This is a genomic window from Mesorhizobium sp. AR02 (assembly GCF_024746835.1).
GTDB lineage: Bacteria > Pseudomonadota > Alphaproteobacteria > Rhizobiales > Rhizobiaceae > Mesorhizobium.
In genome coordinates, this window is record NZ_CP080531.1 from 3,938,242 (window position 1) to 3,957,809 (window position 19,568).

The following is a 19,568-nucleotide window of genomic DNA, read 5'->3' on the forward strand; positions in this document are numbered from 1 at the left end:
TGCTGATCTTAATGGCGATACGGAGCCGGAAACAAGGCCGTTGCATATCAAGGAGTAGGAAAAACAAGATAAAACAGACAGATGCTGCGCCGAATGGCTTATCGTGCCGCCCTTGATCGCTCAAGAAAGAACTTGACGTCTATCTAGAATTGGTAATACCAGATTAGGAGCGATAAAGCGGATCGAAAGTGAGGGCTGCGATCCATTTTCCGGCAGGGCGAGGAGGCCCTAAGCCGGAGAAATGCCATCACCGGAGGAACTACCAGGGCCGACCACGCTGCCGGCTCGCATGACAAGGGTAGAATGCGCACCAGGGAGGAACATTATGCGCAAGATAATGACCAGCGTGCTTGCTGGTATCGGCCTGACGCTTGCCTACGGAACATCCGTCCACGCGCAGGACAAGGAACTCACCATTTTCTGGGCGGAATGGGATCCTGCGAACTATCTGCAGGAGCTCGTCAACGACTATACGGCCGAGACCGGTGTGAAGGTCACGGTGCAGACCACGCCATGGCCCGATTTCCAGACCAAGGCCTTCACCGAGTTCAACGCGCATGGCGACGCTTACGATCTGGTCGTCGGTGACTCACAATGGCTGGGCGCCGGTTCGACGCAGGGCCACTATGTCGATCTGACCGACTTCTTCAACCAGCACAAGCTCACCGACGTGATGGCGCCCGCGACCATCAAGTATTATGCCGAATACCCTGGCGGTTCCGGCAAATACTGGGCGATCCCGCTGGAAGGGGATGCGATCGGCTGGTCCTATCGCAAGGACTGGTTCGAGGACCCAAAGGAGAAGGAAGCCTTCAAGGCGAAGTACGGTTACGACCTCGATGTGCCGAAAACCTATGCGCAGTTGCGCGACATCGCCGAGTTCTTCCACCGTCCGGACCAGAAGCGGTACGGCGTCGCCATCTACACCGATAATTCCTATGACGCGATGGCGATGGGCGTCGAAAGCGCCATCTTCAGCTACGGCGGCGATCTCGGCGACTATGCAAGTTACAAGGTCGACGGCATCACCAATTCGAAACAGGCCGCCGCCGGCCTCGAAATGTACAAGGATCTCTACAAGTTCACGCCTCCCGGCTGGGGAAAGACCTTCTTCGTGGAGGACAACCAGGCAATCACCGGCGGTCTCGCCGCGATGAGCATGAACTTCTTCGCCTTCTTCCCGCCGCTGGTGAACAAGGCCACCAACCCCTACGCCGACGTGACGGGTTTCTTCGCCAACCCGGCCGGCCCGGACGGAAAGCGCTTCGCCGCTCTCGGCGGCCAGGGAGTTTCGGTCGTCTCGTATTCGAAGAACAAAGACGAGGCGATGAAGTTCCTTGAGTGGTTCATCAAGGACGAGACCCAGAAGAAGTGGGCCGAGCTCGGCGGCTACACCTGTAGCCAGGCCGTGCTGAAGTCGGAAGCCTTTCAGAAGGCCACGCCTTACAACAAGGCGTTCTACGACACGATGTTCATGGTCAAGGACTTCTGGGCGACGCCTGAATACGCCGAAGTGCTCGATCAGCTGAACCAGAACATCTATCCGTTCGTGGTCGGCGGAAAGGGCACCGCCCAGGAAGCGCTCGACAAGACCGCCGCCGACTGGAAGGCGACGTTCACCAAGTACAATCGTTACAAGTAAGCATCACAGCCAGAATGCCGGAGGAGGATTTCCCCCTCCGGCATTCCTGTTTTCAGGGAGACGCTCGTTGGCTTCGGTAGCCCTCACCCATCTCGATCCTGCCTCAAGGGCCGCCGCGCGCGGCTGGTCGGATCTGACCATCCGCAACATGTTCATCATCCCGACGCTGGCGTTCCTGATCGTCTTCAACATCTTTCCGCTGATCTATTCGCTGGGCTATTCCTTCACGAACTTTGCAGCAAACCGGAGCGAACCCTGGCAGTTCGTCGGCTTGCAGAACTACCGTGAGCTGCTCAGCGACGATCATATCTGGTCGAATTTCGTCATCACGGCGAAATACGTCATCGTCTCCGTGGCCGGCCAGATGATCGTCGGCTTCGGCCTCGCCCTTCTGCTCAACCGCAGCTTTCCGATGAAGGGCTTGATCACCACGCTTTTGCTGCTGCCGATGATGATGTCGGCGGCCGTTGTCGGCTTGTTCTGGCAGCTGCTCTACAGTCCGTCCTGGGGCCCGATCAACTATGTCTTCGGCCTTGGCGACTTTGCGTGGCTCTCCAATCCCGACAGCGCTCTTTACGCCGTCGCGATCACCGACATCTGGATGTGGTCGCCGTTCGTCATGCTGCTCTCGCTTGCCGGCCTCTCTGCCGTGCCGCAGCATCTCTACGAGGCCGCCGCGATCGACCGCGCAGGTTGGTGGTACACCTTCACCCGCATCACGTTGCCGCTGGTCTCGCCGATCCTTTTGATCGCGCTGATCTTCCGTACTATGGAAGCCTTCAAGACCTTTGACATCGCCTACACGATGACGACCCAGCCGACCGCCGAGCTCATTGCGATCCGGCTCTACAAGCAGGCCTTCCAGCAGTGGGACACCGGCAAGTCCTGCGCGCTGGCCTATATCGTGCTGATCATGGTGCTGGCCATCACCAACCTCTACGTCAAGTACCTCAACAAGGTGAAGGAGCGTTGAGATGGCTGCAGTTCGTACAAGCAGCGAAATCGCGCTCAACCGCGTCGCCATCGTCTCGGTGCTGATCGCGACGCTGATCTTCCTGGCGCCGATCTACTGGATCGCCTCGACGGCGTTCAAGCCGAAGGAACTGGCGATCACCGTGCCGCCCACCGTGCTGTTCCAGCCGGAGGTCACGCCGTTCATTCGTCTGTTCACCAAGCGCGTACAGATGCAGAAGGCCGTCGACCCGCAAGTCTACGAGGCCGCGCCTTGGTGGGAGAAGCGCATCTATGATGGCGGCGAGCGGGTGCTGAAGGTCGGCAAGGACGTGCAGCTTTCGCAGTATCCCAACCGGTTTATGAACAGCCTGATCGTGGCGATCATCAGCACGGTACTCGCCGTCGGTATGGGAACCTTCACAGCCTACGGCTTCTCGCGTTTCAAGATCGCCGGCGAGGCGGACCTGCTGTTCTTCATCCTATCGACGCGCATGCTGCCGCCGGTGGTCGTGGCGATCCCGATGTTCCTGATGTACCGGCTGGTCGGCCTCAACGATTCGCATATCGGGCTGATCATTCTCTACGTCGCCTTCAACCTCTCCTTCTCGGTCTGGCTGATGAAGGGCTTCATGGACGAGATCCCGAAGGAATATGAGGAGGCGGCGCTGGTCGACGGCTACACGCGTATGCAGGCCTTCTTCAAGATCGTGCTGCCGGAGGCTGCGACCGGCATCGCCGCCACCGCCGTCTTCTGCTTCATCACCGCCTGGAACGAGTATGCCTTCGCGCTGATCATGACCAACCGGCGTGCGCAAACCGCGCCGCCCTTCATCCCCAGCCAGATCGGTTCCGGTCTACCGGACTGGACCACGATCGCGGCGGGCACCTTCCTGTTCCTGTTGCCGGTCGCGATCTTCACCTTCCTGCTGCGCAACCACCTGCTTCGCGGCGTGACCTTCGGAGCGATCCGCAAATGAGCTTTCGCGCGGTCAATGAGAAGTACCTTTTGCCGGCTTCACAGATACTCATGGTGCTGGGCATCGTCGCGCTCTGCCAACCGTGGAGCCTTGGCCTGCATTCCTATGGCGTGACGATCATCCTGATCGGGCTGATCGGCTTCAACATCACCTCCAAAATTGCGCCGGAGCGCGCGGAGGAAACCGGCGCCACGACGCATGGGGGGGCCCGGCAGTGACGCAGATCGAACTTCGCGGCATCGAGAAATTCTTCGGCGCCGTCCAGGTCATCCACAATCTGAACCTTGCTATCGCCGACAACGAGTTCATCGTGCTGCTCGGCCAGTCCGGCTGCGGCAAGACGACGACGCTGCGCGCGATAGCGGGGCTCGAGACGATCGACCAGGGCGACATCCTGATCGATGGCAAGCCGGTGCAGCACCTCAAGGCCGCCGACCGCGACATCGCAATGGTGTTCCAGTCGTTCTCGCTCTACCCACACATGACGGTGTTCGAGAACATCGCCTTTCCGTTGCGCGCAACGCGCATGGGCAGCGACGAGGTCGACAAGTCGGTTCGCGAGGTCGCCCGGGTCCTGCGCATCACCGACCTGCTCGGCAAGAAGCCGTCGGCGCTCTCCGGCGGCGACATGCAGCGCGTAGCGATCGGCCGCGCGCTGGTGCGGCGGCCGAAGGCGATGCTGATGGACGAGCCGATCGGTGCGCTCGATGCCAAGCTGCGCGAGGAGATGCGGGCCGAGATCAAGCGGCTGCACATCAAGCAGGGTTCGACCACGATCTACGTCACCCACGATCAGATCGAGGCAATGAGTCTCGCCGACCGCATCGTCATCATGCATGAGGGCTTCATCCAGCAGGTCGGCACGCCGGACGAGGTCTATTCGCACCCCGCCAATTTGTTCGTGGCCCAATTCGTCGGCAGTCCGGTGATGAACGTCGCCGACGCGAGCGTTGCCGAAGCGGCCAGCGCCGCCACTGTCACGATCGGCGATGCGCCGGCGGGTTTCGAGTTCCCGCGTGAGCTCTTGTCCAAGCTCAACGGCCACGCCGCCAATGGCGGGCTGACGCTGGGTATCCGGCCCGAGGGCGTGCTCGTCCGGCGCGATGCCGCGCCCGGCTACATGCCGGTCGAGGCGCATATCATCGAGCCACTCGGCTCCTTCGACGTTGTCGACCTCAAGGTCGGCTCCAAGATGCTGCGCGCCCGCACCAAGGCCGGCTATGTCGCCGGTCCCGGCGAGAAGGTCCATGTCCGCATCGATCCAGAGCAGGCACATTTCTTCGATACGGCAAGCGGCAAGTCATTGGGGGTGAGGCTGTAATGGCCCATATCGAACTGAAGAACATCACCAAGAAGTTCGGTGGCCACACCGCGCTGACAAGCCTCAACCTCGACATCGCCGATGGCGAGTTCTTCGTGCTGCTCGGCGAGACGGGGGCCGGCAAGACGACGACGCTGCGGTTGATCGCCGGTCTCGAAAAACCCAGCGAAGGGCAAGTCCTGATCGACGGCGTTGACGTTGCCGACTGGGGTGCGGCCGAGCGCGATGTGGCGCTGGTGCTGCAGCAATATTCACTCTATCCGCGCTACACGGTGCGGGAGAACCTTGAGTTCCCGCTGAAGCCGAAGATCCGCCGGCTGCCCGATGCCGAGATCAAGGATCGCGTCGATCGCGCCGCTCGTACACTACGGATCGAGCATCTGCTCGACCGCAAGACCGACCGGCTGTCGGGCGGCGAGATGCAGCGTGTCTCCATCGGCCGCGCCATCGTGCGCAAGCCGCGCGTGTTCCTGATGGACGAGCCGCTGTCGGCGCTCGACGCCAAGCTGCGCGAGGCGCTGCGCACGGAACTCAAGAACCTGCAGATACAGCTCGGCGCCACCTTCCTGTTCGTCACCCACGACCAGATCGAGGCAATGTCGATGGGCGACAAGGTCGGCGTCTTGAACCACGGCCGCATCGTTCAGACCGGCACGCCGCACGAGATCTACAACAATCCGCGCGACACCTATGTGGCGAGCTTCGTCGGCTCACCGCCGATGAACCTCATCGACGGCAGGCTGGTGAACGGCCGCGCTGTGATGGCGCCGTTGAATTTCGAACTGCCCTTTTCAGGGGGAGCCAGGACGAGCGGGGCGACCGAGGGGCGCCCGCTCGTCTTCGGCATCCGTCCGGAGGATGTCTACCTGGAAAGCGGTGCGCCTGTGGAGGCGCGCGTCCATGATGTCGAGAACCATGGCGTCGAAAAGATCCTGACGTTGCGGGTCGGCGAGACGACACTGCGCGCCACGGTGCCGGCCAGGACCGATGTCGCCATCGAGCAGCCGGTGCGCTTTGCCTGGAACCCGGACAAGGTGGTGCTGTTCGACAAGGGCAGCGGTGTCAGCTTGCGGCACGCAGGGTAAGAATGCCTCAGTTGGGTTCGGAGGGCGCCGAGGCCGGCTCTTGAAGATGCTGTAACGGACCGGGTGCTCGACAAGCCGGCGGCAATGCGCCAAGCTCTGCCTGCTTCAATGGTCAGCCAGTCCGACGAGGGATAGCGCATGGTCAGTGCAGTCACGCCCCAGCAGGCGGCCGACCGCCTCGCGATCCGGAACCTGATAGACGCCTATGCCCATTGCGCCGATCGACGGGATGCCAAGGGACAAATGGCGCTCTTCACCGATGACACGGCGTTTCATGTGTTCATGGACAGTCGGTCCGCCGAGCCCAGCTATGTCCTCCACGGCCGCGACGCTCTTGCGCCTGTTTTCGCCGACCTGAACCAGTATCAGGCGACCACGCATTTCAATGGTCAGAGCACGGTTCACCTCGACGGCGACCGGGCAAGCGGCGAGAGTTATTGCATCGCGCATCACCTGACGGTGAAGGGGGAGAAACGAACGCTGATGCTGGCCTCGATCCGCTATCTCGACCAATTCGTGAAGCTGGACGACACCTGGTTCTTTGCGGAACGCAAGTTAATGGTCGACTGGACCGAGACACGCGCCTCGCAGCCTTAAGCCGCACCAATCGACGCATTACCGGCCGGGCGATTATTTCTGGAGGTAGGTCTCGTAGGGCGTGTCGTTGATCAGCAGGATCACGCACTCCGTGTCGGACAGGCAAGCGTCGTCATGCATCTCGTTGGCCTTCTGGGTCCAGTAGGACCCCGGAGGCAACTCCACCTTGGTTGCTTCGCCGCCATCCATCTGCCAGTGCGCCCATAGACCCTGGATCACCACGGCGCGATAGTCAGCGGTATGCGCGTGAACAGGTGCGCGCCAGTTGCCTGGAACTTTCAGCAATGTTCCCGCCGGGCCCTTGGCCCTTTCTCCCCACAGTGGTCCTAGGCGCTGCGGCTGGTCCGGTGCTTCGGCAACATAGGGAATCTTGTTGGCCGGCAGGTAGCTGTCCTCAAGGGCAAAGGCGCGCCCGGAGACAACGAGCATGGCGGCGAGCGCCAGGACCTTCAGATGACTTGGCATAGCTTTTCTCCTTGAGACGACGTGCCGCCGGCCCCTCATTGCTTGGCACCGGCAAGCTATTGCATGCAGTCGGCCCGGCAATGACATTGTGTCCGGAAGACTTGGCAATTCATCCAGATCCGGAAATCTACCCGGTGTGGCCTCAGTGTTCTTCGGAGTTGGCGGTGCGCAAATGACTGGGCGCCGTGCCGACGATCCGCTTGAATGCCCGGCTGAACGATGCTTCGGACTCGTAGCCTAGCCTGGCGGCCACCACGGATACCCGCATCCGATCTTCGATCAGCCATTGCCCGTGCCTGGTGCATGCGCAGCCGGGCGACATATCTCGCCGGTGTTTCGCCGACGATTGATGTGAACCGTTCGGCGAAGGCCGAACGTGAGGCACCCATTTCGCGGGCGAGTGCGTCGACGGTCCAGTTCCGGTCGGGCTGGCGATGAATGGCCACCAGCACACGGCCGACGTCCCGATCCCTGATCGCCGCGGTCCAGCCGGTGGTGCCGCTGCCACCGTTCTCTACCCATGAACGGATGATGCTTGCGGCCAACACGTCGGCCAGCCGCGCCAGCATGCCGCCCGAGCCGGCGCGATTGCCGGTCACCTCGCTGGCCATGGCTTCCAGAAGGTGCGGAATGCCCGGCTCGCCCGTCATCAATTCCCGGGCGCGCATCATATCCGGCATCATGGCGAGCACGGGATGCGATCCACCCAGATTGAAGCGCATGCTGCCGCAAAACAGCAGGGTCTTCGCGCCATGGCCGCCGTTCGAGACGGCATAGACGTTGTCCTGCAAAGGCTCGACGCTGTAGCTTTCGAGCGGCACGGCATGGACGCCCGGTGCGCTGGCAAGGATGTGTTCGGCGCCGCGCGGCAACAGCAGCGCATCGCCGGCTGTCAACTCCAACCATTGCCTGGATGGCGAAAACAGCCAGCATCCGTGGCGGCCGATGAAGTGGAACCGCGCCGCCTCCTGGGCTGGAAAGAACACGGCCCAGGGCTCGCCAAGTTCGCAGCGGCCGTAGTCGACGCCATCAAGCCGCAATCCACGCAGCATGTCGGTCAGCGGACCGCCCGAAGCCGGCAAGGCACCCTCGGATGACGTGAAATCCATGTCGGTTTACTAGCGTGGAATCACCCGTCAGTCACGGCCAAGATGCGTTACCCGGCCTGGCGGATATCGGCCTGTTCCTCGGCGCGCAGATGGCTGGGCGCCGAGCCGATGACGCGCTTGAAGGCGCGGCTGAAAGCAGCGTCCGATTCATAACCGAGGCGGGCGGCAACGACGGAGATTTTCATCCGGTCGCGGACCAGCCATTGCCGCGCCTGATGCATCCTGACCTGGGTGACATATTTTGCCGGCGTTTCGCCGACGATGGTGGCGAAGCGCTCGGCAAAGCCCGAGCGTGAGGCACCCATCATTCGGGCCAGCGATTCGACCGTCCAGTCATGGTCCGGCTCGAGATGGATGGCGGCCAGCACGCGGCCGATGTCGCGGTCCCGGACCGCCGCGATCCAGCCGGAGGAGTCGCCGCAGCCACGTTCGACCCATGAGCGGATGACGGTGGCGGCAAGCACGTCGGCCAGCCGCGCCAGAATGCCGCCGGAGCCGACGCGCTCCATCGTCACTTCGCGCGCCATGGCCTCCAGCAGATGCGGAAGGCCCGGCTCATAGGCTTCCAGCTCATGCGAGCGCATTACGTCCGGCATCATGCCAAGCAGAGGGTGCAGGCCATCAATATTGAAATACATGGCGGCGCAGAACAGCAGCGTTCCCGGCTGGCAATTCTTGTCGCACATTTCCGCGTTCGACGTGCAATAGACGTCCTTGCAGACCTCCTCGAGTTCATAGCCATGGATCGGCCAGGCCTGCGCCCCGGGTTCGCTGGCGAGCACATGGGCCTCGCCGCGCGGCAACAACACCGCATCGCCGGCATTGAGCTCAACCCATTCGCCGGACGGCTGCTTCAGCCAGCAGCCCTTGCGGCCGATGAAATGAAACCGCGCCCCGGGCTGAGCCGGGAACTGGATGCCCCACGGCTCCTTCATCTCGCAACGGCCGTACTCGACACCATCCAGACGCAACCCGCGCAATATGTCTGTCAGCGGGTCGCCGGTGATCGGAATTTTGGACGAATGGCTAGACATAATGGCGTTTCTAGCATGGAAACTCCAAGGCGTCACTCCCTATGTTGCAGTGCAGCCAAATGCTGCGCCGCAACCAAACCGAGACCGACCTCATAGCCAAGCCGTGACGGCAAGGCATGGAAACGGGTGGAAGCCCCGGTCGGTCATTGCCTATGTGGCGCTGCAAACAGATCGGAGACTGACCATGGCCGAACCCGCGACAGGCGTCATCGACGCCACACTTCTGAACCCCGCAGACACCGATGAACGAACCGAACCGACATGGGGTGCCGTTGTCTCACTGGCGCTTGGGGTGTTCGGACTGGTCACCGCCGAATTCCTGCCCGCCAGCCTGCTGACGCCGATGGCGCGCGATCTCGGCGTCACGGAAGGCGTGGCGGGACAAGCGGTGACGGCAACCGCGATCGTCGCCGCGATAGCCGCACCGACCATGGCGATCATCACCAGGCGCATGGACCGCAGGCTGGTGATGTGGATGCTGACGTCGTTCCTCATCCTGTCCAACCTTCTCGCCACCTTTGCTTCGTCGCTGCCCATGCTTCTGCTGGCCCGCGTCGTGCTCGGCGTGGCGCTGGGCGGCTTCTGGGCGATGTCGGCGGCCATGGCGCTGCGGCTGGTGCCGATGCGGCTGATGCCGCGCGCCATGTCGATTATCCTGACCGGGGTTTCGCTTGCCACGGTCACTGCTGCTCCTGTTGGCGCCTATGTCGGCGACATCTGGGGCTGGCGCACGGCCTTCATGATCGCGACAGTCGTCGCTGCGCTGGCATTGCTGATGCAGGTAGCGGCCATTCCAAAGCTGCCGCCGGTCGGTGTCGCGAGCTTCCGCACCTTGCTCGACGTGCTGGAGCGGCCGTCGATCCGGGTGGCCCTGCTGGTCGTGCTGCTGGTCGCTTCCGGGCACTTTGCCGGCTTCACCTATGTACGCCCGTTCCTCGAAAAGGTGCCGGTGCTGCACATCGAGACGATCTCGCTGGTGTTGCTGGCCTATGGCATAGGTGGGTTCTTCGGCAATATCGCCGGCGGCATCCTGGCTGAGCGCAACCTCAAGGCCGCGGTCGCGCTGGCGCCGCTGCTGATTGCCCTGGCCGCCGCCTCGATGTTGATCTTCGGCGCTTCACCGACCATCGCCGCGGCTGCCGTCGCCGCCTGGGGCTTTGCCTTCGGCGCGGTGCCGGTCGGGCTACAGAGCTGGCTGGTGCGGGCTGCGCCCGACCAGGCTGAAAGCGCCGGCGGCTTGATGGTGGCGACCTTCCAGGTGGCGATTGCGCTGGGCGCCGTCTTCGGCGGCCTGCTGGTCGACCATGCTGGCGTGGCCAGCGCCTTCGCCTATTGCGGCGCGGCGACGCTGCTGGCGTCCTTCGTTGTGTTCCTGCGCGGCCCGAAGCAGGCCGAATAATCTCTCATCTCTGACCTATCCAGCGGCCCGAGAACCATCATGGTTTTCCGGCCGCTGCCGTGATGGCGACAACGAACGCATGGCAGGCAGATGCGGCGGCATGCCGTTGGCTTCAGACCGAGCGCCCGTCGAAGTCGAAGATCGACAGAGTGGAAGGGTCGAGATCGGCGACGCAGTTGAGGTTGATATAGGCGCTGCGTTCGCCGCCTTCGCGGACATCCTCGGCGAAAGGGTGGATGCCGCAGGTGCGGCAGAAGCGGTGCGCCATGGTGTGGTTGCCGAATGTATAGGTGCCCAGGTCATCGCCCCAGGCCAGGAGGGTGAGGCTCTCATGCGGAATGGCGCATAACAGCGCGCCCTTGCGCGAGCATATCGAACAATTGCACCTGATGGCGCCGGTCAGTTCCGCCTTGAACTGGAAGGCGACCTTGCCGCAGTGGCAGCTGCCTTTGTACAGCATCAGTATCTTCCTATCGCTGGCAGGTGCAAAGGCACGCTGGCCGGGTTATCCCTTCCGCAAGCCCAATCGGCCGCTTGCCTTAAAGACGTTGCATCCTGGCGGAGTCCGACATCGACATGCAATCCATCAGCGACCGTCTCGAAATCATCCTGTCACGTCTTGCCAATCGTGCAGCCGACGAAAAGGTCTTCACCAAGCTCTATGTCGAGGCCGCGCGGGCTGCAGCCGACGCCAGCGACGCCCGCGGCCGAGCCGGCGTGACGCTCGGACCACTCGACGGCACCATTGTCTCGATCAAGGATCTGTTCGATGTCGCCGGCGAGGCGACCACGGCCGGCTCGCTGATGCGAAAGACCGCCACGCCCGCTGTGCGCGATGCCACCATCGTCAGCCGGCTGCGGCAGGCCGGTGCGGTCATTATCGGCAAGACCAACATGACCGAATTCGCCTTCACGGCGATCGGCGACAACATGCACTACGGCACGCCAGGCAATTCGATCGATGCCAGCCGCATTCCGGGTGGTTCGTCCTCAGGCGCCGGCGTTTCCGTCGGCGAGGGGACGAGCGACATCTCGATCGGTTCCGACACCGGCGGGTCGATCCGCATTCCGGCGGCGCTCAATGGTGTCGTTGGCTTCAAGCCGACGGCGCGGCGCGTGCCGCTTTCTGGCGCCTTTCCGCTGTCGGGCACGCTGGACTCGATCGGGCCGCTAGCCCGAACCGTCGCGCAATGTGCCGCCGCTGACGCGGTGATGGCCGGCGAGATGCCGAGCGAACTGGCGGCCATTCCGCTCGCCGGGCTTCGGATCGGTATCCCGCGCGGCGTTCTTTTCGAGGACACGGAAAGCAAGGTTGCCGCGGCGTTCGAGCATTGCCTTCGCAAGATCGAACAGGCCGGCGCGCGCATTGCGGATTTGTCGATCGACGACATGATCGCGGAGCTGCGCGCGGCCACCAAGCGGGGCTCGATCGCTGCGATGGAAGGAGCCGAGATCCATGCTGACTGGCTGGCGACGGGTGCGGCGGTGCCAGTCGACCCGCATGTCAGCGGGCCTTTGTCGCGGGCGGCCATGCTGCCGACGCCGGTCTATATCAGGGTCCTGCGCCGCCGCAGCGCGCTGGCCGCCGCCATGGATGAGCGGCTGACATCGGTCGATGTGCTGGCCCTGCCGACCACGCCGGTGACGGCGCCGACCATCGCTTCCCTGGCCGAGGATGGCGAACTGCGCGACCACGTCGAAGGCTTGCTGTTGCGCAACACCCAGGTCGCCAACCAGTTCGACCTCTGTGCGATCTCGCTGCCCATGCCCGGCATGGCGCTGCCGGCCGGACTGATGCTGGTCGCTCGCAACGGCCATGACCGGCACTTGCTGCGGATAGCTGCTGAAGTGGAGAGGCTGCTGGCCGGCTGATTGGCAATTGGCCGATCAGTGCGCCGAACAGTGCTTGCGTTCGCTGTCCTTGGCGGTGCGCACGATGCGGGTCGCGACCAGCCAGGGCAGGCTGTAATCCTTGCCGGTGATGGTCTGGGCGCGTTGCTCGATCGAGCCTCTGACGACGATCTTGCCGCTGTAAAGCACGTCGGACTGATCCACTATCGCCTTGTCGGCCTGCGGCAAGCCGCTGGTGTCGATCGACACACCTTTGATGATCATGCCGGTGGCAAGGTCGAGCGCGCTGTTCGATGGGCAGGGCGCCTTGAAGCAGCGCAGCCCATTGTCGCAGTAGACATAGCTGCTCTCGGCTGCGGCGAATGCCGGCATGGTGCAGATGGATGAGGCTGCGGCAACCAGCAATTCAAGGCGAAGAGCGGACATGGCAGCACCGTCGCGGAGAATTGGGGCGAAACCGCGATTGCTATATGTCGAGCGGAAACCGCTGCCGGTAATGATCGACCACTTCCGGATTGCGCAGATTGACCGGCAGCTTGCCTGCCAGCACCAGCAGAGCTTCGCCCGCCGCGCCGACGCCCATGCGCATCATCGATTCCTCGGTAATGCCGGCCATATGCGGGGTGATGATGACGTTGTCGAAGCCGAAATAGGGATGATTGGACGGCAGCGGCTGCGTCGAAAACACGTCGAGTGCTGCACCGCCGATGCGGCCTTCCCGCAAGGCCTCGATCAGGGCGTCGTCATCGACCACCGGCCCGCGCGACACGTTGATCAAAAGCGCATTGGGTTTCATGCGGGCGATGCGCTCGCGGCTGATCAGGCCGCGCGTCTCCGGCGTCAGCGGGCAGCAGAGCACGATAATATCGCTCTGCTCGACCAGCGCGTCGATCGACAGGAAGCCAACCTTCTCCGGCGCCGGCTGCATGCTGCGCGTCGTTGCCACCACTTTCAGGTCGAAGCCGTGCGCGGCGATATGGCCGACGGCCTGTCCGACGGCGCCGAGGCCGACGATGCCGATGGTCTTGCCGGCAAGCTCGATGTTGGAATTGGCATGCTCGCGGCCGGCGAGCCAGCCCTTGGCGCGCAGGTCGCGGTCGACCCTGCGGAATTGCCGCAGCAGCGCAAGTGCCGTGAACATGACATGTTCTGCCACCGAGCGTGCATTGACCGCCGGCACATTGGCCACCAGCACGCCGGCCGCGGCCGCCGCTTCCATCGGGATCATGTCGAGCCCGGCGCCATGGCGGATGGCAGCGCGCAGCTTCCATGCACCCTCGAACAGCGCCGGCGGCAGTGGTGCGCGCACGATGACGATGTCGGCGTCCTTGGCCTCCCTGGCCAAGGTGGCGGGATCGAGCGCCGATGCGATCACAAGCTGGCCTGCACCGGCAAGCCTGGACGAGGCACGCGGGTGCAACGGATGGGTCGACAGGATCTTTGGCACGGTCTGGGCCACGATCAGGCCTTTTCGAGTGCAGCGCTCGTGGGCGCAACCGCCTTGCCGCCCTCGATCAGGCCCTTCCAGTAGCTCTCCGCGCCTTGCAGATGGGCGCTCATCAGCGCCTGGGCGAGATTGCCGTCGCGGCGCAACAGCGCCTCGTAGATCTGCACGTGCTCGGCATGCGAGCGCACGCTGCGTTCGGGATCGTTGAAGTAGATCGGCAGGCGCTGTTCGCCCATCAGATAATAGACGCTGCAGATGTTGTGGAAGACGCTGTTCTTGGTGGCGCGCACGATCTCGAGGTGGAACTCGCGGTCCTCCTTGGCCAGACCTTCGCCGGCGGCGATGCGTTCCTCGGAAGCCTTGAGGATTTCGCGCAGCCGCTCGAAATTCTCCTCGGTGGCGCGCGAGCAGGCAAGCTCGGCGGCCTTGATCTCGTGGATCTTGCGCAACTCGACCGTCTCGTAAATCTGCAAGGGATCAAGCGGCAGGCCGGCGCGCGCGAACAGCGCCAGCGCCTCGACGCTCGCCTGCTTGGTGTCGATGTAGATGCCGGACTTGGCGCGGCGTTCGACGATGCGCATGGCTTCCAGGATGGCCAGCGCCTCGCGGATCTGGCCGCGGCTGACGCCGAAATGCTCCGCCAGCTCACGCTCCGACGGCGTGCGGCCGGTCTCGCTGTCCGAGTGGGAGAACAGATAGGCGGCGAGTTCCGCGAGAAGGTTCTTTTCTTTCATCGTCAACTGCGTTGCGCGTGCGCCTCCAGGAATCGCTCCGAAATGGTGAATCCCAATCCGGGCTTTTCCGGGATCGCTATCATACCGTCCTTGGCTTCGACAGTCTCTTCGATCAGATCGTGGATCATCGGGTTGGCGCCGAGCGAATATTCGACGGTGAAACTCGACGGCGAGGCGGCGCAGACATGCAGCCCGGCGAAGAAGCAGGGCGCACCGGCCCACAGATGCGGCGCAAAGCGCAGATTGAAAGCGCTGGCGATGGTGCCGATCTTCATCGCTTCGCTGATGCCGCCGCAGAAAGCAGGATCGGGCTGGAAGATATCGGCCGCTTTCAGCACCGCGAGGTCGCGGAAGGCATAGCGCGTCGCCTCGCTTTCGCCGGTGGCAATCGGAACAGCACCCGATGCGCGCACTTCCGCCATGCCGGGCTTGTCGTCGGCGATCACAGGCTCCTCGAACCAGGCGAGATCGAGGTCGTTGACGAGATGGATGAAGCGCTTGGCTTCCGCCACCGTATAGGTGCCGTGGGCGTCGACCATCAGCTCGACATCGGGGCCGAGCGCCTGGCGCGCGGCGCGCACACGGGCGGCGGAAATGTGCGCGGCACCATCCATGGCGCCAACCCGCATCTTCAGCGCCTTGAAGCCGCCCCGGGCGATGTAGGATTTCAATTGCTCGCCGATTGCATCGGCGGATGCCCAGCCGCCGGAGGCATAGGCCTGCATGCGGTCGAGCTTGCGGCCGCCGAGCAGCCGCCAGACCGGAACCCCTAGTGATTTGCCGAGAATATCCCAGAGCGCGATGTCGACGGCGCTGATGGCGGCGACGCTCATGCCGCGCCGCGCCAGTTGCGGCATGGCGTGGCCGGCGCGCGCGGCACTGTCGTGGCGCACGCCGTTGTAGAGCATCTCCCAGATGATGCCGATATCGGCCGGATCGCGGCCGATCAGCTGCGGGCCGACCTCATGGTTCAGCATGTGGACCAGCGCGCCGTAGCTGCCGGCGCTGCCGGCGGCGTTCTTGCCTTCGCCCCAGCCGACCAGCCCGTCATTGGTTTCGATGCGCAGGATGGCGGCGTCGAAGGTCGTCACCTGGCCGAAGTCGCTGCGATGCTGCTTCGCGGCTTCGATCGGGATGCGGACCCACCAGGCTTGGATGGTCTTGATGCGCATGTCTTTCCCCAGCCCTGCCGCCGGTCAGGGCGGAAGGGCAAATTTCCCAGAAGCAGTCGACTACTTGATCAGCGGCAGCAGCGTTTCGGCGGTGATGCGCATCTGGTCGGTGTAGAATTTTTCGGTCAGCACGCTGGAGCCGTGGTCCTGGATGAACTTCAACTGCTCGGGCGAGATATCGACCGGGTGGCGCTCGACCATTTCGGGGTAGGGTGCCGCCGGCGTGCGGTCGACCGGGGCGACGAACTCGTTGGTCAGTGCGCCGTCGTAGCCGACTTCCTTCAAGGTGGCGACGATCCTGGGCCAGTCGATCTGGCCAAGGCCGGCGGCGAAGCGGTTGTTGTCGGCGACATGGAAGTCGAACAGGCGCTTGCCGACCTGACGGATGGCGTCATGGACGTTAAATTCCTCCATGTGGATGTGGTAGGCGTCGAGGCAGACACCGCATTCGGGGCTGACCGCGTCTGCCAGCGCCAGCGCCTGGGCGCCGCGATTGAACAGGTAGGTCTCGAACCGGTTCAGCGGCTCGACGGCGATCTTGACGCCGACCTTCTTGGCATGGGTGAAGCATTCGCGGGTCGCGTCGACCACCCACTTCCATTCTTCTTCCTCGGTACCGTCGGGCACCACCTTGCCGACGGTCGCCGGAACCAGGGTGATGATTTCGCCATCGAGCTCGCTGACCATGGTCAGCACGTCCTTGACATACTGCACCGAGCGCTCGCGCTGTCCCTGGTTCTTGGCGGCAAGGTTGCGCTCGCCCAGCATCAAGGTCACCGCACCCCAGCAGCGGATGCCATGCTCCTTCAGCAGCGCCCGCGTCTCCTTGGTCTTGTACTGCTCGGGCTCGCCGGAAATCTCGATCGACTCATAGCCGAATTTCTTGATGCGCTTGAGCGTCGTCTCCAAAGGCTCCGCGCGCATCCAGTTGTGCGTCGAAAGATGCATGGTTTGTCCTTCCCAAATTCGTCCGTATGGTTTGCCTGCGACATGCATCGCCGAAAGGCGACGCAAGGGTTCCTCCCCAAGGCATCCCCAGCCTTTTTCCTGCAAACTGGTTCGACCAATTGGGCCTGAAGTGAGGTCTACAGCAAATTCTAGGGAACGGCAAGAAGCGGGGCAGCGCAACTTTTTGTGCGAATTACTCCGTTGATTGTATTGTGATATATGTCGATACTTCTGGTGTGCCGAGGGCTTTGCCGGTGCATTGTCCGGCTTGACCAAATTTCGCTATTTGGTAATACCAGAATGGCAGTGCCTGCAAAGCGCCCGATGCGAAAAGACCAAAATGGCTGGCCCTGCTTCCAATCGGCGCTATGCTTGGTCGCGACACAATGAGGGAGGATGCCGATGCCGACGACAATGAAGGGCCCTGGACTGTTTCTGGCGCAGTTCGCGGGTGACGCAGCGCCATTCAATTCGCTGGCTTCGATCACCAAATGGGCCGCCGGTCTCGGCTATAAGGGCGTGCAGATCCCGACCTGGGATGCGCGCCTGTTCGACCTCAAGAAGGCGGCGTCTTCTAAGGCCTATTGCGACGAGGTGAAGGGCATCTGTGCCGATGCCGGCGTCGAAATCACGGAATTGTCGACGCATCTGCAGGGGCAGTTGGTGGCAGTGCACCCTGCCTATGACGCCCAGATGGATGGCTTCGCGCCGGCCTCGGTCCACAACAATCCGAAGGCGCGGCAGAAATGGGCGGTCGAGCAGATGAAGTTCGGCGCCAAGGCATCGCGCAATCTCGGGCTCAATGCATCGGTGACCTTCTCCGGTGCGCTGGCCTTCCCCTACCTCTACCCCTGGCCGCAGCGGCCGGCCGGTCTGATCGAGGAGGCCTTCGCCGAGCTCGGCAAGCGCTGGAAGCCGATCCTCGATGTCTATGAGGACAATGGCGTCGATGTCGGCTACGAGATCCATCCCGGCGAGGACGTGTTCGACGGCGCCACCTTCGAAATGTTCCTCGACGCGGTCGGCGGCCACAAGCGCTGCAACATCAACTACGATCCGTCGCACTTCCTGCTGCAGCAGCTCGACTATCTCGAATTCATCGACATCTATCACGAGCGTATCAAGGCCTTCCACGTCAAGGACGCCGAGTTCAACCCGACCGGCCGGCAGGGCGTCTATTCCGGCTATCAGAGCTGGACCAACCGCGCCGGCCGTTTCCGCTCGCTTGGCGACGGGCAGGTGGATTTCGGCAGCATCTTCTCCAAGCTGACGCAGTACAATTACGATTCCTGGGCGGTGCTGGAATGGGAGTGCTGCCTGAAGCATCCCGAAGACGGTGCTGCCGAAGGCGCCCCCTTCATCCAGCACCACATCATCCGGGTGACGGAAAAGGCATTCGACGACTTTGCCGGCGGCGCCACCGACAAGAAGGTGCTGCGCGCGATGATGGGTATCTAGCGCTACTTTCCCTCCCCCACGAGGGGAGGGTGGCCCGAAGGGCCGGGTGGGGTCGGTTCAGGCCGAGCTCCGCCTCTACGACCCCACCCGATCCGCTGCGCGGATCGATCTCCCCTCAAGGGGAGGTAAGCAACAGCCAGGAGAAAAAACATGGTCGGCGCATCGAAGTCGGAAACGGGAGGCGGCCCGATCCGCTATGGCATGGTCGGTGGCGGGCAAGGCGCCTTCATCGGCGCAGTGCATCGCATCGCGGCGCGCATGGACAATGAGTTCGTGCTGGTGGCCGGTGCGCTGTCGGCGAATCCCGAGCGTGCCAAGGCGTCGGCCGCCGAACTCGGGCTTGATCCCGATCGCAGCTACGCGTCCTACGCCGAGATGGCCAAGGCCGAGGCCAAGCGCCCCGACGGTATCGAGGCGGTGGCGATCGTCACGCCCAACAATGTGCATGTGCCGGCGGCCAAGGCTTTTCTCGAGGCCGGTATCCATGTGATCTGCGATAAGCCGCTGGCAACGACGCTGGCCGAGGCGAAAAAACTCGCGGCGATCGTCGAGAAGACCGGCAAGGTGTTCGTGCTCACCCACAACTATACCGCCTATCCGATGGTGCGTCAGGCGCGCGAGATGGTGGCCAAGGGCGTGCTCGGCGATATCCGCATCGTGCAGTCGGAATACCCGCAGGACTGGCTGACCGAGGATCTCGCCGCCACCGGCCAGAAGCAGGCATCGTGGCGCGGCGATCCGAAACAGGCGGGCGCCGGCGGTGCGCTGGGCGACATCGGCACCCATGCCTACAATCTCGCTCGCTTCGTCTCGGGGCTGGAGCTCGACTCGCTGTCGGCCGATCTCGATGCCTTCGTGCCGGGCCGGCTGCTCGACGACAATGTCAACGTCATGCTGCGCTTCAAGCCAGCCGGCAAGACGCACCCGGCCAAAGGCATGATCTGGGCAAGCCAGGTGGCGCCCGGGCACGAGAACGGGCTGAAGCTGCGCATCTATGGCTCGAAGGGTGGGCTGGAATGGGTGCAGGCCGACCCGAACTATCTCTGGTACACGCCATTCGGCCAGCCCAAGCAATTGATCACCCGCAACGGCGCCGGCGCGCTGCCGGTGGCGGGCCGCGTCAGCCGCGTGCCGCCGGGCCACCCGGAGGGCTATCTCGAAGGTTTCGCCAACATCTACCAGGAAGCGGCGCGGGCGATCCGCGCGGCGGGCAAGAAGGGTGGCAAGCCGGCAAAGGATGTGGTCTTCCCGACCATCCAGGATGGCGTCGAAGGCATGGCCTTCATCGAGGCCTGCGTGAAATCGTCGAAGAAGAATGGAGCCTGGACGAAGCTTTAGAATAACGATCCGGGGGGATCCAAGGGGAGGGATGTCG

20 protein-coding genes and 1 pseudogene are annotated in these 19,568 nt (G+C 63.2%); 11 read left to right on the top strand and 10 right to left on the bottom strand.

The annotated features are described in order from the left end of the window. The first annotated feature begins 325 nt into the window (after nucleotides 1–325). From DBIPINDM_RS23205 to DBIPINDM_RS23230, 6 genes are all read left to right on the top strand, one after another. Nucleotides 326–1,642 (top strand): ABC transporter substrate-binding protein, encoded by a 1,317-nt coding sequence (locus tag DBIPINDM_RS23205; protein WP_258581407.1) that lies wholly within the window; start codon nucleotides 326–328, stop codon nucleotides 1,640–1,642. A 67-nt stretch (nucleotides 1,643–1,709) separates the two neighbouring features. Then, the gene (locus tag DBIPINDM_RS23210; protein WP_041003710.1) at nucleotides 1,710–2,615 is read left to right on the top strand and encodes a carbohydrate ABC transporter permease; all 906 of its coding nucleotides are present in this window, start codon (nucleotides 1,710–1,712) and stop codon (nucleotides 2,613–2,615) included. Between the two features lies 1 nt (nucleotide 2,616). Further along, nucleotides 2,617–3,573 carry a carbohydrate ABC transporter permease gene (locus DBIPINDM_RS23215; RefSeq protein WP_183463291.1) on the top strand — a complete coding sequence of 319 codons (957 nt, stop codon included), beginning with the start codon at nucleotides 2,617–2,619 and terminating at the stop codon, nucleotides 3,571–3,573. After that, entirely contained in the window at nucleotides 3,570–3,791 is a 222-nt protein-coding gene (locus tag DBIPINDM_RS23220; RefSeq protein ID WP_258581408.1) for a hypothetical protein, read from the top strand. The genes DBIPINDM_RS23215 and DBIPINDM_RS23220 overlap by 4 nt, the downstream gene beginning before the upstream one ends. Further along, nucleotides 3,788–4,894 (top strand): ABC transporter ATP-binding protein, encoded by a 1,107-nt coding sequence (locus DBIPINDM_RS23225; protein WP_258581409.1) that lies wholly within the window; start codon nucleotides 3,788–3,790, stop codon nucleotides 4,892–4,894. The genes DBIPINDM_RS23220 and DBIPINDM_RS23225 overlap by 4 nt, the downstream gene beginning before the upstream one ends. Further along, nucleotides 4,894–5,979 carry an ABC transporter ATP-binding protein gene (locus DBIPINDM_RS23230; RefSeq protein WP_258581410.1) on the top strand — a complete coding sequence of 362 codons (1,086 nt, stop codon included), beginning with the start codon at nucleotides 4,894–4,896 and terminating at the stop codon, nucleotides 5,977–5,979. The genes DBIPINDM_RS23225 and DBIPINDM_RS23230 overlap by 1 nt, the downstream gene beginning before the upstream one ends. A 105-nt stretch (nucleotides 5,980–6,084) precedes the next feature. On the opposite strand, the gene DBIPINDM_RS23235 is transcribed toward DBIPINDM_RS23230, so the two are convergent. Beyond that, complete coding sequence (locus DBIPINDM_RS23235; protein WP_258589481.1) at nucleotides 6,085–6,222, bottom strand: hypothetical protein; 138 nt, start codon at nucleotides 6,220–6,222, stop codon at nucleotides 6,085–6,087. Between DBIPINDM_RS23235 and DBIPINDM_RS23240 the strand changes: the two genes are divergently transcribed. Then, nucleotides 6,175–6,576 carry a nuclear transport factor 2 family protein gene (locus DBIPINDM_RS23240; RefSeq protein ID WP_258589325.1) on the top strand — a complete coding sequence of 134 codons (402 nt, stop codon included), beginning with the start codon at nucleotides 6,175–6,177 and terminating at the stop codon, nucleotides 6,574–6,576. The two genes, DBIPINDM_RS23235 and DBIPINDM_RS23240, sit on opposite strands and share 48 nt — an antisense overlap. Nucleotides 6,577–6,609: 33 nt before the next feature. Here DBIPINDM_RS23240 and DBIPINDM_RS23245 read toward each other — a convergent pair whose 3' ends face one another. The 3 genes and pseudogenes from DBIPINDM_RS23245 to DBIPINDM_RS23255 all read right to left on the bottom strand — a co-directional run bounded on the left by DBIPINDM_RS23245 (nucleotide 6,610) and on the right by DBIPINDM_RS23255 (nucleotide 9,184). Then, nucleotides 6,610–7,041: a DUF4437 domain-containing protein gene (locus DBIPINDM_RS23245; RefSeq protein WP_258581411.1), complete on the bottom strand. Its 432-nt coding sequence runs from the start codon at nucleotides 7,039–7,041 to the stop codon at nucleotides 6,610–6,612. A 142-nt stretch (nucleotides 7,042–7,183) separates the two neighbouring features. Further along, a pseudogene (locus DBIPINDM_RS23250) lies at nucleotides 7,184–8,150 on the bottom strand (AraC family transcriptional regulator). A gap of 47 nt (nucleotides 8,151–8,197) precedes the next feature. Continuing rightward, nucleotides 8,198–9,184: an AraC family transcriptional regulator gene (locus tag DBIPINDM_RS23255; RefSeq protein ID WP_258581412.1), complete on the bottom strand. Its 987-nt coding sequence runs from the start codon at nucleotides 9,182–9,184 to the stop codon at nucleotides 8,198–8,200. Between the two features lie 184 nt (nucleotides 9,185–9,368). Between DBIPINDM_RS23255 and DBIPINDM_RS23260 the strand changes: the two genes are divergently transcribed. Continuing rightward, a complete protein-coding gene (locus DBIPINDM_RS23260) occupies nucleotides 9,369–10,583 on the top strand; it encodes an MFS transporter (RefSeq protein WP_258581413.1) in 1,215 nt (404 codons plus the stop codon). Between the two features lie 112 nt (nucleotides 10,584–10,695). Here DBIPINDM_RS23260 and DBIPINDM_RS23265 read toward each other — a convergent pair whose 3' ends face one another. Next, nucleotides 10,696–11,043 (bottom strand): GFA family protein, encoded by a 348-nt coding sequence (locus DBIPINDM_RS23265; protein ID WP_258581414.1) that lies wholly within the window; start codon nucleotides 11,041–11,043, stop codon nucleotides 10,696–10,698. A gap of 116 nt (nucleotides 11,044–11,159) precedes the next feature. On the opposite strand from DBIPINDM_RS23265, the gene DBIPINDM_RS23270 reads away from it, so the two are divergent. After that, nucleotides 11,160–12,455 (top strand): amidase, encoded by a 1,296-nt coding sequence (locus DBIPINDM_RS23270; protein ID WP_258581415.1) that lies wholly within the window; start codon nucleotides 11,160–11,162, stop codon nucleotides 12,453–12,455. A 15-nt stretch (nucleotides 12,456–12,470) separates the two neighbouring features. On the opposite strand, the gene DBIPINDM_RS23275 is transcribed toward DBIPINDM_RS23270, so the two are convergent. The 5 genes from DBIPINDM_RS23275 to DBIPINDM_RS23295 are packed head-to-tail and all read right to left on the bottom strand — an operon-like array spanning nucleotide 12,471 to nucleotide 16,735. Further along, on the bottom strand, nucleotides 12,471–12,860 hold the full coding sequence (locus tag DBIPINDM_RS23275; protein WP_258581416.1) for a hypothetical protein: 390 nt from the start codon (nucleotides 12,858–12,860) through the stop codon (nucleotides 12,471–12,473). A gap of 40 nt (nucleotides 12,861–12,900) precedes the next feature. After that, a complete protein-coding gene (locus DBIPINDM_RS23280) occupies nucleotides 12,901–13,893 on the bottom strand; it encodes a hydroxyacid dehydrogenase (RefSeq protein WP_416361703.1) in 993 nt (330 codons plus the stop codon). Nucleotides 13,894–13,895: 2 nt separating this feature from the next. Further along, nucleotides 13,896–14,615, bottom strand: coding sequence for a FadR/GntR family transcriptional regulator (locus tag DBIPINDM_RS23285; RefSeq protein WP_258581417.1), 720 nt, complete (start codon nucleotides 14,613–14,615; stop codon nucleotides 13,896–13,898). A gap of 2 nt (nucleotides 14,616–14,617) precedes the next feature. Continuing rightward, entirely contained in the window at nucleotides 14,618–15,787 is a 1,170-nt protein-coding gene (locus DBIPINDM_RS23290; protein ID WP_258581418.1) for a mandelate racemase/muconate lactonizing enzyme family protein, read from the bottom strand. Nucleotides 15,788–15,847: 60 nt separating this feature from the next. Next, nucleotides 15,848–16,735 carry a sugar phosphate isomerase/epimerase family protein gene (locus DBIPINDM_RS23295; RefSeq protein WP_172223926.1) on the bottom strand — a complete coding sequence of 296 codons (888 nt, stop codon included), beginning with the start codon at nucleotides 16,733–16,735 and terminating at the stop codon, nucleotides 15,848–15,850. Between the two features lie 402 nt (nucleotides 16,736–17,137). On the opposite strand from DBIPINDM_RS23295, the gene DBIPINDM_RS23300 reads away from it, so the two are divergent. Further along, nucleotides 17,138–18,193, top strand: coding sequence for a sugar phosphate isomerase/epimerase family protein (locus DBIPINDM_RS23300; protein ID WP_258581419.1), 1,056 nt, complete (start codon nucleotides 17,138–17,140; stop codon nucleotides 18,191–18,193). 150 nt (nucleotides 18,194–18,343) lie between these two features. Next, nucleotides 18,344–19,531 (top strand): Gfo/Idh/MocA family protein, encoded by a 1,188-nt coding sequence (locus tag DBIPINDM_RS23305; protein WP_258581420.1) that lies wholly within the window; start codon nucleotides 18,344–18,346, stop codon nucleotides 19,529–19,531. Nucleotides 19,532–19,568 lie beyond the last annotated feature (37 nt).